General features: G+C 71.5%; 11 protein-coding genes and 2 pseudogenes. 9 read left to right on the top strand and 4 right to left on the bottom strand.

From position 1 onward, the window contains the following. Window positions 1-180: 180 nt before the first annotated feature. Both allB and alc read left to right on the top strand, forming a co-directional pair. Entirely contained in the window at window positions 181-1,518 is a 1,338-nt protein-coding gene (allB, locus tag QIT00_RS02765; protein ID WP_282533407.1) for an allantoinase AllB, read from the top strand. Between the two features lie 26 nt (window positions 1,519-1,544). Then, window positions 1,545-2,660 (top strand): allantoicase, encoded by a 1,116-nt coding sequence (gene alc / locus QIT00_RS02760; protein ID WP_282533406.1) that lies wholly within the window; start codon window positions 1,545-1,547, stop codon window positions 2,658-2,660. Window positions 2,661-2,729: 69 nt separating this feature from the next. Here alc and QIT00_RS02755 read toward each other — a convergent pair whose 3' ends face one another. Further along, the gene (locus tag QIT00_RS02755) at window positions 2,730-3,461 is read right to left on the bottom strand and encodes an SDR family oxidoreductase (RefSeq protein ID WP_282533405.1); all 732 of its coding nucleotides are present in this window, start codon (window positions 3,459-3,461) and stop codon (window positions 2,730-2,732) included. Window positions 3,462-3,644: 183 nt separating this feature from the next. Between QIT00_RS02755 and QIT00_RS02750 the strand changes: the two genes are divergently transcribed. Beyond that, entirely contained in the window at window positions 3,645-4,244 is a 600-nt protein-coding gene (locus QIT00_RS02750; RefSeq protein WP_282533404.1) for a dihydrofolate reductase family protein, read from the top strand. On the opposite strand, the gene QIT00_RS02745 is transcribed toward QIT00_RS02750, so the two are convergent. Further along, window positions 4,195-5,727 carry a serine hydrolase domain-containing protein gene (locus QIT00_RS02745; protein ID WP_282533403.1) on the bottom strand — a complete coding sequence of 511 codons (1,533 nt, stop codon included), beginning with the start codon at window positions 5,725-5,727 and terminating at the stop codon, window positions 4,195-4,197. The two genes, QIT00_RS02750 and QIT00_RS02745, sit on opposite strands and share 50 nt — an antisense overlap. 109 nt (window positions 5,728-5,836) lie before the next feature. On the opposite strand from QIT00_RS02745, the gene QIT00_RS02740 reads away from it, so the two are divergent. The 3 genes and pseudogenes from QIT00_RS02740 to QIT00_RS02730 all read left to right on the top strand — a co-directional run. After that, window positions 5,837-7,057: a sensor histidine kinase gene (locus QIT00_RS02740; protein ID WP_282533402.1), complete on the top strand. Its 1,221-nt coding sequence runs from the start codon at window positions 5,837-5,839 to the stop codon at window positions 7,055-7,057. Then, window positions 7,048-7,695 carry a response regulator gene (locus QIT00_RS02735; RefSeq protein WP_282533401.1) on the top strand — a complete coding sequence of 216 codons (648 nt, stop codon included), beginning with the start codon at window positions 7,048-7,050 and terminating at the stop codon, window positions 7,693-7,695. Before QIT00_RS02740 ends, QIT00_RS02735 begins: the two co-directional genes overlap by 10 nt. 107 nt (window positions 7,696-7,802) lie before the next feature. Beyond that, a pseudogene (locus QIT00_RS02730) lies at window positions 7,803-8,029 on the top strand (ribonuclease); the annotation flags it as partial. Window positions 8,030-8,122: 93 nt separating this feature from the next. Here the strand turns inward: QIT00_RS02730 and tnpA are convergent. Beyond that, complete coding sequence (tnpA, locus tag QIT00_RS02725; protein ID WP_282533400.1) at window positions 8,123-8,539, bottom strand: IS200/IS605 family transposase; 417 nt, start codon at window positions 8,537-8,539, stop codon at window positions 8,123-8,125. An 82-nt stretch (window positions 8,540-8,621) separates the two neighbouring features. Here tnpA and QIT00_RS02720 point away from each other — a divergent pair. Next, window positions 8,622-9,668, top strand: a pseudogene (locus tag QIT00_RS02720) (RNA-guided endonuclease InsQ/TnpB family protein); the annotation flags it as partial. 309 nt (window positions 9,669-9,977) lie between these two features. Here the strand turns inward: QIT00_RS02720 and QIT00_RS02715 are convergent. Continuing rightward, window positions 9,978-10,187, bottom strand: coding sequence for a hypothetical protein (locus QIT00_RS02715; RefSeq protein WP_282533399.1), 210 nt, complete (start codon window positions 10,185-10,187; stop codon window positions 9,978-9,980). A 187-nt stretch (window positions 10,188-10,374) separates the two neighbouring features. On the opposite strand from QIT00_RS02715, the gene QIT00_RS02710 reads away from it, so the two are divergent. Together QIT00_RS02710 and QIT00_RS02705 are read left to right on the top strand one after the other, a co-directional pair. Next, window positions 10,375-11,643: a sensor histidine kinase gene (locus QIT00_RS02710; RefSeq protein ID WP_282533398.1), complete on the top strand. Its 1,269-nt coding sequence runs from the start codon at window positions 10,375-10,377 to the stop codon at window positions 11,641-11,643. Then, a complete protein-coding gene (locus tag QIT00_RS02705; protein WP_282533397.1) occupies window positions 11,640-12,326 on the top strand; it encodes a response regulator in 687 nt (228 codons plus the stop codon). The genes QIT00_RS02710 and QIT00_RS02705 overlap by 4 nt, the downstream gene beginning before the upstream one ends. The last annotated feature ends 79 nt before the right edge of the window (window positions 12,327-12,405 follow it).

The raw sequence follows: 12,405 nt of genomic DNA, 5'->3' as shown, positions 1-12,405 counted from the left end.
GCTTTCGCTTCATGGAAAGCTCTAGTCTGGGTAGAGAACCGGAACGAAGCCCTCCGGGTGCGCTCGGGGGGTCTTGACTGGGCCGGACGGCGCGGTGAAGATTCGTTCAACAGATTGTTGAATACCAATACCCCCTTCCGTACTCGACAGAGCCGCGGAAGAGGAAGAGAGGGGAAACGGGTGTCCGACGTGGAACTGGTCCTTCGCTCGACGCGAGTCGTCACCCCCGAGGGCACGCGCGCCGCCTCCGTCGCCGTCGCCGACGGGAAGATCGCAGCCGTCCTTCCGTACGAGACCGAGGTCCCCGAAGGCGCCCGGCTCGAGGACTTCGGGGACGACGCGCTGCTCCCCGGCATCGTCGACACCCACGTCCACGTGAACGACCCCGGCCGCACCGAGTGGGAGGGCTTCTGGACCGCCACCCGCGCCGCGGCCGCCGGCGGCATCACCACCCTCGTGGACATGCCCCTCAACTCCCTGCCGCCGACCACGACGGTCGACAACCTGCGGACGAAGCAGGAAGTCGCCGCCGCCAAGGCGCACATCGACATCGGCTTCTGGGGCGGCGCGCTCCCGGACAACGTGGCGGACCTCAAGCCCCTGCACGACGCCGGCGTCTACGGCTTCAAGTGCTTCCTCTCGCCCTCCGGCGTCGACGAGTTCCCGCACCTCGACCGCGAGCAGCTCGCCGCGTCCATGGGGGAGATCGCCGGGTTCGGCGGACTGCTCATCGTGCACGCCGAGGACCCGCACGAGCTGGACTCCGCCCCGCACCTGAGCGGCCCCAAGTACGGCGACTACCTGCAGACCCGGCCGCGGATCTCCGAGGACGCGGCGATCAAGGGCCTCATCGAGACCGCCAAGCGCCTGAACGCCCGCGTGCACGTGCTGCACCTGTCGTCCTCCGACGCGCTGCCGCTGATCGCCGCCGCCAAGGCCGAGGGCGTCAAGCTCACCGTCGAGACCTGCCCGCACTACCTCACCCTGACCGCCGAGGAAGTCCCGGACGGCGCGAGCGAGTTCAAGTGCTGCCCGCCCATCCGCGAGGGCGCCAACCAGGACCTGCTGTGGCAGGCGCTCGCCGACGGCACCGTCGACTGCATCGTCACCGACCACTCGCCGTCCACCGCCGACCTGAAGACCGACGACTTCGCCACCGCCTGGGGCGGCATCTCCGGCCTCCAGCTCAGCCTCCCGGCCATCTGGACGGCGGCCCGCGAGCGCGGCCACTCGCTCGACGACGTGGTGCGCTGGATGTCGGCGCGTACGTCCGAGCTGGTCGGCCTGGACCAGAAGGGCGCCATCGAGGCCGGCCGCGACGCCGACTTCGCGGTCCTCGCGCCCGACGAGACCTTCACCGTCGACCCCGCCGGACTCCAGCACCGCAACAAGGTCACCGCGTACGCGGGCAAGACCCTGCACGGCGTCGTGAAGTCCACCTGGCTGCGCGGCCGGCGCATCCACGCGGGCGGCGAATTCACCGTGCCCTCCGGCCGACTCCTCGAAAGGAAGAACTGATCCCCGTGGCGCAGAATAATTCCGGTTTGGCCACCTTCACCGGCGACGCGAGCCCCTACGGCGGCGGCGAGCCGTACGCCGACTACCGCACCCCTGGTCCGTCGGGGTTTCCCTTCACCCAGTACGCCAACCTGGCCGACCGCCAGCTCGGCGCGGGTGTCATCGCCGCCAACGACGAGTTCTTCGCCGAGCGGGAGAACCTGCTCAAGCCCGAGGCCGCCGAGTTCGACCCGGAGCACTTCGGCCACAAGGGCAAGATCATGGACGGCTGGGAGACCCGCCGTCGGCGCGGTGTCTCGGCCGAGGTCCCGCACCCCACCGACGAGGACCACGACTGGGCGCTCGTCCGCCTCGGCGCCCCCGGCGTCATCCGCGGCATCGTCGTCGACACCGCCCACTTCCGCGGCAACTACCCGCAGGCCGTGTCCATCGAGGGCGCCAACGTCGAGGGCTCGCCCACGCCCGACGAGCTGCTCTCCGGCGACGTGAAGTGGACGACGCTCGTCCCGCGCACCGCCGTCGGCGGCCACGCGGCCAACGGCTTCGAGGTCACCGCCGAGCAGCGCTTCACGCACCTGCGCGTCAACCAGCACCCCGACGGCGGCATCGCCCGCCTGCGGGTCTACGGCGAGGTCGTGCCGGACCCGAAGTGGCTCGCCGCCCTCGGCACGTTCGACGTGGTCGCCCTGGAGAACGGCGGCCAGGTCGAGGACGCCTCCGACCGGTTCTACTCCCCGGCCACCAACACCATCCAGCCGGGCCGCTCCCGCAAGATGGACGACGGCTGGGAGACCCGCCGCCGCCGCGACAAGGGCAACGACTGGATCCGCTACCAGCTGGTCCAGCAGTCCGAGATCCGCGCCGTCGAGATCGACACCGCGTACCTCAAGGGCAACTCGGCCGGCTGGGCCGCGCTTTCGGTGAAGGACGGCGAGTCCGGCGAGTGGACCGAGGTCCTTCCCCGCACCCGCCTGCAGCCCGACACCAACCACCGGTTCGTGCTCGACACGGCGGCCAAGGGCACGCACGTCCGCATCGACATCTACCCCGACGGCGGCATCTCCCGCCTCCGTCTCTTCGGTTCCCTGACCGAGGACGGCGCGGCCCGCCTCGCCGCCCGTCACCAGGAGCTGGGCGGCTGACGACACGCACCGCCCCTGGGGCGCGCCGGGAGGACAGCCCCGGCGCGCCCCATCCGCCTTTCCGGAGGCTTACGCCGCGTGCCCGCCGTCGACGGAGAACTCCGCGCCGGTGACGTACGCGGCCTCCGCGCCCGCCAAGTAGCCCACCATGGAGGCGACTTCGGTGGCCGAGCCGTAGCGGCCCAGGGCCGTCATCGCGCTCTGCGCCTCGGCGAACGGGCCGTCCGCCGGGTTCATGTCGGTGTCGATCGGGCCCGGGTGCACCAGGTTCGCGGTGATGCCGCGCCCGCCCAACTCCCGTGCGAGCGCCTTGGTCAGGCCGATCAGCGCGGCCTTGCTCGTCGCGTACAGCGTCCCGCCGGGGCCCGGTACGCGCTGCGCCATGCAGCTGCCGACCGTCACGATCCGGCCGCCGGGTCCGAGCCGCGCGGCCGCGGCCTGCGAGGTCAGGAACACCGAGCGCACGTTGACGTCGAGGACCCGGTCGACCGTGTCGAGCGCGAGGTCGTCCAGCGGGCCGAGCACGCCGACGCCCACGTTGTTCACGAGCACGTCGAGCCGGCCGAACGCGCCGACCGTGCGCTCCACCACCGCCACGGCGGCTGCCGCGTCGGCCGCGTCCGCCCGGATCGCGAGACCCCGCCGTCCCGTCGCCTCGATCTTGCCGACGACGTCCTGGGCCGCGGCCTCGTCCCGTACGTAGGTGATCGCCACATCGGCGCCGTCCTCCGCGAGCTTCAGCGCGATCGCCGCGCCGATGCCCCGGCTGCCGCCCGTCACGAGTGCCACCTTGCCGCTCATATCCGTACTCCTTGCTGTATCCGCCGTGTTGTTGTGCTTGCGTGTTCAAGTACAGCGGGCGGGCCGCGGGGGCGCTGGCGGGAATCGGACAGGGCATCCCGGGGTGCGGGTGAGCGATGAGTTTCCGGTGGGCGGGCGGTCATTCCTGGTGACAGCGGCGCTCACGAGACAACGGGACGGGTCATGAAGCTCACACTCACCCAGATGGTCACCCTCGACGGCGTGATGCAGGGCCCCGGCGGGCCCGACGAGGACACCGGCGGCGGCTTCACCCAGGGCGGCTGGGTCTGGCCGTACTTCGACGAGGACTTCAGCGGGTTCGTCGACGAGAACTTCCGGCGCGCGGACGCCTTCCTCCTCGGCCGTCGCACGTACGAGATCTTCGCCGCGTACTGGCCCAAGCAGAGCGGCGACCCCGTCTCCGAGGCCCTCAACTCCCTGCCGAAGTACGTCGCGAGCACCACCCTGACCGGCGCCGACTGGGAGGGCGCCCAGGTCATCGGCGGCGATCTCGCGGCAGAGGTCACGGCGCTGAAGGAGAAGCCGGGCCGCGAACTCCAGATGCACGGCAGCGCCGGTCTCGCGCGGGCGCTGTTCGGGCACGGGCTGATCGACACCGTGCACCTCATCACGGTGCCGGTCGTGCTCGGCGCCGGAGAGCGCCTCTTCGCGGCGGGCACCCTGCCCACGGCCTTCCGCAACGCCGACACCCGCGTCACCCGCACGGGAGTCGTCATCGGCACGTACGAGCGCGAAGGCGCCCCGGAGTACGCCTCGCTCTGACCCGGACGACCGCGACAAGGCGGGCGGCGAGGACCACGGACGAGGCGAGAGCCGCCGCGGCCGTGCAGACGACCAGGGCGGGCCAGGCGTACGCGACCTGGCCGAGTGTTCCGGACCGGCGCATCAACAGGCCGACGAGCGCGGCGAGTTGGGTCAGGAGCAGCGGGGGCAGAGCGTACGGCAGGACGCGCGGCGCGAGCCGCCACCACGCCCGACCGGACGTGCGCCGAGCCCACCGTCCGGCGCGGACCGCACCACGGGTGCCGAGGGCGAGCGCGAGGAGGGTGAGCGCGGCGAGGACCCAGTCGGCCGTCATGGAGAACGGCTCGGCCACCTCGGCCCGCTTGCCCTGGGCGAGGTCGACGAGGCCCTGGGTGATCTGGGCCGCGTCGTCCCCGGACAGCATGCCGGTGTTGGTGACGACGGCGATCCCGGTCCCGCTGTCCGGCAGCAGCGTCGCCATGGAGTTGTGCGTGAGCAGCTGACCGGTGTGCTGGATCCGCCGGGGCCCTTCGTGGGTGTTCACCGACCAGCCCATCGCGTAGTCGCTGTCCCGTGGCGTGGCCGGCGGCGTGTGCGTGACGTCGATGGTCCGCGCGGAGGCGATGCGCCGCCCGTCTGCGGAGACACCCTGGTTGCTCTGGACGATCAGCCACCGCGCGAGATCGTCGGCGGTGGTGACCACTCCATGGCCGCCCGCGGCGAACCAGCGGGGGTGGTCGACGGGCACGGTCGTCCCGTACGCGCGCACATGGCCGCGCGCCTGTCCGGGCATCTGCTCCGTTCCGGCGACGGACGACGTACGGGTCATGTGCAGCGGGCGGAAGATCTCTTCGGCCATGTACTCCGCGAACGGGCGTCCGCCGACGACCTCGACGAGGCGTGCGGCCACGAAGTAGTTGGGGTTGTGGTAACTGTGCCGGGCGCCCGGAGCCGTGGCGAGGCGCGCGTCACGCATCGCGGCGACGGCTTCCTTGAGCGTGTGCGGCTGAGCCCGCGTCAGATCCGGGTACGTGGAGTCGGCCATGCCCGAGCTCTGGGTGAGGAGGTGCCGCACGGTGATCTTCTCGGCGCGCGGGTCGGCCAGGGTGAACTCGGGCAGGTAGCGGCGCACCGGCCGGTCAAGCTCCACCAGTCCGTCCTCGGCGAGCTGCATCACGGCCAGGGCGGTCATGGCCTTGGACAGCGACGCCACCGGCACCCGCGTGCTCGCGGTCATGGCCCGGCCGGACGCGGTGTGCCCGTAGCCGGCCGAGTGCACCACCTCCTCGCCCCGGGTCACGGCGACCACCGCGCCCGGCAGTCCCGTCTCCTCGACGTAGTCGTGCAGGAAACGGTCGATCGCCGCCGCATTCAAGGCGGGAGCGCGCTCGGCGGCAGGGACCGGAGCGGCGCCGAGCAGCGTCGCCGCCGTGATGCCGAGCGCGGCCGCGAAGGCGGCGAGACCACGGCGGGTACGGGAGTGGACAGCGGGGATTCTCATGCCGACCAGTGCACCGGCCGGCGCACCCCTCGCACATTGGCGTACAGGGGAGTTCGAAGGTAGTGCGGGCACTACTGCCGCAAGATCCCCGTGCCGCTACCTTCGACGGATGCGCCACCGCAACGCCTGGCAGGCCCTGGCCCAGAACCCGCTGAAGCTGCTCCGCTCCAGCTGGCCCTGGCGGTCCCTGGCCTACCTGCTGTCCGGGGTCGCGTTCGGCGCCGTCGCGACCCTCGTCCTGGTGAGCCTGCTGATCGCCGGGTTCGCCTCGCTGATCGTGCTGGTGGGGGCGGTGCTGCTGCTCGGCGTGGCCCTCTCCGGTGTCGTCGTCACCCGGTTCGAGCGGTGGCGGCTGCGGCTGGTCGACCTGGACCCGGTGTCCGACCCGCACCGGGCACCGGAGCGGCCCGGCGTGCGCGGCTGGCTGCACACGCGGCTGCACGAGCAGGCGACCTGGCGTGAACTCGGCTTCACCGCCGTGTCCTTGACCGCGCTGTGGTGGATGGACTTCCTCGTCCTGGCCTTCGCCCTGGCCGTGCCCGTCCTGGTGATGCTGTCGCCCGTCGACGACCCGGGCGCCTGGCCGCTGCTCGTCGTCGGGCTGTGCCTGCTGCCCGCCGCGCCCTACACCATCACCGCCTGGGCCGGTGCCCGAGCCGCCGTCACCCGCCTCATGCTCGCGCCCCGCGACAGCGAACTGGGCCGGCAGCTCACCGACGTACGTGCCTCACGGACCCGCCTCGTCGACGCCTTCGACCAGGAGCGGCGGCGCATCGAACGCGACCTGCACGACGGGGCGCAGCAGCGGCTCGTCTCCCTCAACGTGCGGCTCGGCCTGGCGCGCCTCGACGCCGAGCCCGGCTCGCCGCTGTCCGCGCGGCTCGCCGAGGCGCAAGCGCAACTCACCCTGGCCGTGGAGGAGTTGAGGGACCTGAGCCGAGGCGTCCATCCCAAGGCCCTGACCGACCACGGTCTGGCCGCCGCGGTCGAGAACCTCGCCGCCCGCTCGGCGCTGCCGGTCACCGTCGACATCCGCCTGCCCGGCCGGCTGCCCGTGCCCCTGGAGACCACCGCGTACTTCGTGATCTCCGAAGCCCTCACCAACGCCGCCAAGCACGGCGGCGGAACCCACGCCCACGTGCAGGCCCGGCAGCACACCAACCTCCTCACCCTGACCGTCACGGACGACGGGGCCGGCGGCGCCGAGCCCGGGGCGGGCAGCGGGCTGACCGGCCTCGCCGACCGGGTCGCCGCCGCGGACGGCAGGCTCCGTCTCTCCAGCCCGGCGGGCGGACCTACACTCCTGCACGTGGAGCTGCCGTGCCGCTGACCGTCGTACTCGCCGAGGACTCCCCGCTCATGCGGGACGGACTCGTCGGGGTGCTCATCCGCTTCGGCCACGAGGTCGCGGCCGCCGTCGGCGACGCCGACGCGCTGGTCGCCGCCGCGCGGGAGCACCGCCCCGACATCGTCGTCACCGACGTCCGCATGCCCCCGCAGCACAGCGACGACGGCCTGCGCGCCGCCATCGCCCTGCGCCGCGAGAACCCGGCGCTTCCGGTCCTCGTCCTGAGCCAGTACATCGAGCAGTCCTACGCCGCCCACCTCCTCGACCTCGGCTCGGACAGCGGGGTGGGCTATCTCCTCAAGGACCGGGTCAGCGCGGTCGCCGAGTTCGTCGACGCCGTCACCCAAGTCGCCGCCGGTGCCACGGTGGTGGACCCTGACGTGGTCCGCCAGCTCCTCAACCGCCGCCAGGACCCGCTGCGGCGGCTCACGCCACGCGAGCGCGAGGTCCTGGCCCTGATGGCCGAGGGCCGCGCCAACGCCGGCATCGCGCGCGAGCTGTACGTCACCGAGGCGGCCGTGAACAAGCACGTCAGCAGCATCCTGCAGAAGCTCGAACTGCACATCGACGGCGAGGGACACCGCCGCGTCCTCGCGGTCCTCGCCTACCTCCGGGCGTGACGCCGGGGCGGCCAGCACGAGTGAACTCACGAAAAAATTGCTGCACTTGATGTTGGTGCGTCAGGCTCTATGCGCGTCATCCTAGGAGGCATGCGAATCCCCGACGAATCGCAACAGGTGTCGCTCTGGCGGCCGCGCTCCTCGTCGGCGGACCGGCCGCGAAACGCGGCCCCGCTCCCGTGACGCCCACTCCGCGACCGTCGCCGCCGTCGGCGACATCTGCTACTCCGCTCTGCCGCCCGAGGCCCACGACGCCCTCGACCTGATCGAGGCGGACGGCCCCTACCCGTACCCGCAGGACGGCACCGTCTTCCAGAACCGTGAGGGGCTGCTGCGCCGGGCAGGGCTCCGGCTACCGGAACTAATCGCAGTGCACCGTCCTTCAGGGCGGTGGTGAAACGATCTTAGAAGTGCTCCAACTCGCAGGCTAGAGCGGGCGGTTTTGCTGCTCGATGTACTGACGGACGATCGACAGCGGTGCCCCGCCGGCGGATCCGGCGAAGTAGGACCCGGACCAGAGGCGTTGTGCTCGCCAGTAGTGCCGCACGAGTTCGGGGTACTCCTGACGAAGCCTGCGGGAGCTGACGCCTTTCAAGCTGTTGACCAGCTTGGACAGAGCGACCTTCGGCGGGAAGTTCACGAGCAGGTGGACGTGGTTCTTCTCGCCGTTGAACTCGACCAGCTCGCACTCGAAGTCGGCGCACACGTCCCGCATGATCTCCTCCATGCGCACCAAATGCCGGTCGGCGAAGACCTTGTGCCGATACTTCGTCACGAAAACCAAGTGCGCGTGAAGGGCGAACGTGCAGTGTCTGCCTGTACGAATCTGGGTCATGTCGGACATAAACCAACGGTACATTAGGGAGGTGAAGGCGGACATGGGGCGCAAGTACCGTGCGTAACCCACCGAGGCACAGGACCAGGTCCTGACCGGGTGGGGACACACCGGGCGCGCTCTGTGGAACGTGGCCCTGGAACAGCGCGTGTACCTGTACGAGCAGCGCGGGTACACGCTGCGGTCCGTCGAGCAGTGCAGGCACCTCACCGCCGCGCGCGCCGATCTGGAGTGGATGGGGGACTTTCCGGCGCAGGCCGGGCAGCAGATCCTCCGCAACCTCGACGCCGCGTACGACAACTTCTGGAATCCGGAGCACCCCGCTGGCTTCCCTGCGCGCAAGAAGCGCGGGCACCGGCTGTCGGTCCCGTTCCCCGGGCAGGCCGTCGGGGTCCGCAAGGTCAACCGCAAGTGGGCCGAGGTACGCATCCCGAAGCTGGGTTGGCTGCGGTTCCGGCTCTCCCGTGCGATCGGGGGGACGATCCGTAACGCCACCGTGTCCCGGGACGGAAACGGGTGGCACATCTCTTTCGGTGTCCACACTGGGGCCAAGCCGGCGCCGCTGAACGGGAAACCGGCATGCGGCGTGGATTTCGGGGTCGCCGCGTCCGCGTACGTCTCCACCGAGAACACGGCGCGTCTCATGCCGCCGTCCCTGACAAAGAACGAGGAGGCCCGACTCAAGCACCTGGAGCAGAAGAAGGCCCGCCAGATCACGCACGCGAAGAAGCACAACCAGGGCAGATACGGGACGCGTCTGCGCAAGACGATCGGCCAGATCGGCAAGCTCAAGACACGACAGGCCAACCGTCGCACCGACTTCACGCACAAGCTCACCACCGGCCTCGCCAAAAACCACGGCATGGTCGGTATCGAGGACCTGCGCGTGAAAAACATGACGAAGTCCGCCAAGGGCACCGTCCAGAAACCGGGCAGGAACGTCCGGCAGAAAGCCGGACTCAACCGGTCGATCCTCGACAACACCCCCGGCGAACGACGGCGCCAACTCGCATACAAGACCAAGCTGTACGGGTCGGTCCTGATCGCGGTCCTGCCCTTCCACACCTCCCAGACCTGCGCCGCCTGCGGCCAGGTAGACCCCGAATCCCGCAAGGGATGCGGCCGGTTGTTCGCCTGTGTCCACTGCGGACACGAGGACGACGCCGACCACAGCGCCTCGGTAGAGATCGAGGCCCGTGCCCGCCGGACGGGCGGCACGGTCACCAACAGCACGCGCAGCACCTCACGGTGCGAGTCCCGGCCACCGGCCGGGGGCGGATGCGTGAAACCCCGAAGCCCGCTCACGCGAACTGAAGGGAATCGCCCCCACCCGCGGGGGCGAGGATCGTCACGAGTCCTTCGACCTGGTCGACCACGGCTGCTGACCCGATCCGGACCCGTCGGCTCCGGTCGCCTCGTACGTACGCGGCGACCGGAGCCGCACACGTCAGCCCCCCTTGCCGCTGCTCTCCGCCGCCGCGAACACGGCCACCGAGAGCACCACGAGCGCGATGCCCGCGTACAGCTCGTACCCCCGCAGGAAGTCCAGGTGCTGGATGACGCCCCAGGTGAGCGGCCAGTCGGTCAGCTCGCGCACGATCGCGAAGGCGCCCTGGAGCAGCAGGATCAGACCGAGGAACTCAAGACCTTTCTTCATGCGTCGATCCTCGGGCCGCCGCCCGCCCCCGCACATCGGCCGCACGGCGAACCCGGGAAGGCGGCGGGGGGCCGAAGGTCGATGCCCCGCAGACTTTCGGCTACGGCCCAGGAGCTTTCGGCTACCGTCCCCGCGCGCGCCGCCCGCACGGCTGCGCGGATGCATAGATTTGTCGACCATGAGAGGTATGGAGCAGCAGCCGCCCCCGGCCCACCCCACGCCAGGCCCCGAGTACCGGTGGCCCAGCCTGCTGCCCGCCGCCGTCGCCGCCGAACTCGACCCCGACCGGATCAGGAACGGCCGGGCCCGGCGCACCGTGCGCGACTGGATCGTCGACTTCGCCTGCTTCCTCACCGCCGTGCTCATCGGCCTGGTCGGCGCCGAGGCGGTCGGCGACAACCCGAACGTGCCCCCGGGCCTCGTCCAGGTCGACCACGCCGTCGGGGCACTGGCCTGCGCCGCGGTCTGGCTGCGCCGCCGCTGGCCGGTCGGCCTGGCCATCGCGATGCTGCCGGTCAGCATGGTCTCCGACACCGCGGGCGGCGCGGTCGTCGTGTCGATCTTCACCCTCGCCGTGCACCGGCCGTTCCGGTACGTCGCCTGGATCGGCGGCCTCTCCGTGGCCGTCGTGCCGCTCTACTACTGGCTGCGGCCCGAGCCGGACCTGCCGTACGTGATGACGGTCTCCTTCGCGGTGCTGATGTCCGTCACCGTCATCGGCTGGGGCATGTTCGTACGCTCCCGGCGCCAGCTCCTCCTGAGCCTGCGCGAGCGCGCCCAGCGCGCCGAGTCCGAGGCCGCGCTGCGCGCCAAGGAGGCCCAACGGCTCGCCCGCGAGGCCATCGCCCGCGAGATGCACGACGTACTGGCCCACCGGCTCACCCTGCTGAGCGTGCACGCGGGCGCCCTGGAGTTCCGGCCCGACGCCCCCGAGAAGGAGGTCGCCCGCGCCGCCGGGGTGATCCGGGACAGCGCCCACGAGGCCCTGCAGGACCTGCGCGAGATCATCGGCGTCCTGCGCACCGACGAGCCCGGTGACGAGGGCGCCGAGGGCGGCCGCCCCCAGCCCACCCTCGCCGCACTCGACGCCCTGGTCGCGGAGTCCCGCGCCGCCGGGATGAAAGTCACCCTCGACAACCGCGTCGCCGACCCGGAGGCCGTCCCAGCCGCCGCCGGGCGCAACGCGTACCGCATCGCCCAGGAGGGCCTGACCAACGCCCGCAAACACGCGCCCGGCGCCGAGGTCACCGTCCAGGTGGCGGGCGCACCCGGCGAGGGCCTGACCGTCGAGGTGCGCAACCCGGCCCCGCCCGGCGACGTGCCCGAGGTGCCCGGCTCGGGGCAGGGGCTGATCGGCCTGACCGAGCGCGCGACCCTCGCCGGGGGCCGCCTCACGCACGGCGCCGAGGGCGACGGCGGGTTCCGGATCGCCGCCTGGCTACCGTGGGCCTCATGACCTCGAACCCGATCCGGCTGCTGCTCGTCGACGACGACCCCCTCGTACGCGCGGGCCTGTCCCTGATGTTCGGCGGCGCCGACGGCATCGAGATCGTCGGGGAGGCCGCCGACGGGGCCGAAGTCCCCGAGCGCGTCGCCGAGTCGAAGCCCGATGTCGTCCTGATGGACCTGCGTATGCCGAGGGTCGACGGCCTCACCGCCACCGAGCGGCTGCGGGCCCGCGAGGACGCTCCCCAGGTCGTCGTCCTCACCACCTTCCACGCCGACGAGCAGGTCCTGCGCGCCCTGCGCGCGGGCGCCGCGGGCTTCGTCCTCAAGGACACCCCGCCCGCCGAGATCGTCACCGCGGTACGCCGCGTCGCCGCGGGCGACCCGGTCCTCTCCCCGACCGTGACCCGCCAGCTGATCACGCGCGCGGCGGGCCCGGACACGTACACCGACCGCAGAAGCCGCGCCGAGGCCCGCCTCGCGACTCTCGCGGACCGGGAACGCGAGGTCGCCGTCGCGGTCGGCCGCGGCCACTCCAACGCGGAGATCGCGACCCGCCTCTACATGAGCGTCGCCACGGTCAAGGCCCACGTGAGCCGCATCCTGACGAAGCTGGACCTCAACAACCGTGTGCAGATCGCGTTGTTGGCGCATGACGCGGGGTTGTTGGAGGGGACGGAGGACGAGCGCTAGACCGCGCGCTGCCTGTTCCCTTCCAGCTCCGGAAACAGGCTGGATCAGCGCTCGGCATTCGTGCCCCGACAGGGGCGCG

This window comes from Streptomyces luteolus (assembly GCF_029968015.1).
GTDB lineage: Bacteria > Actinomycetota > Actinomycetes > Streptomycetales > Streptomycetaceae > Streptomyces > Streptomyces luteolus.
This window is presented reverse-complemented; position numbering and strand designations above follow the sequence as displayed.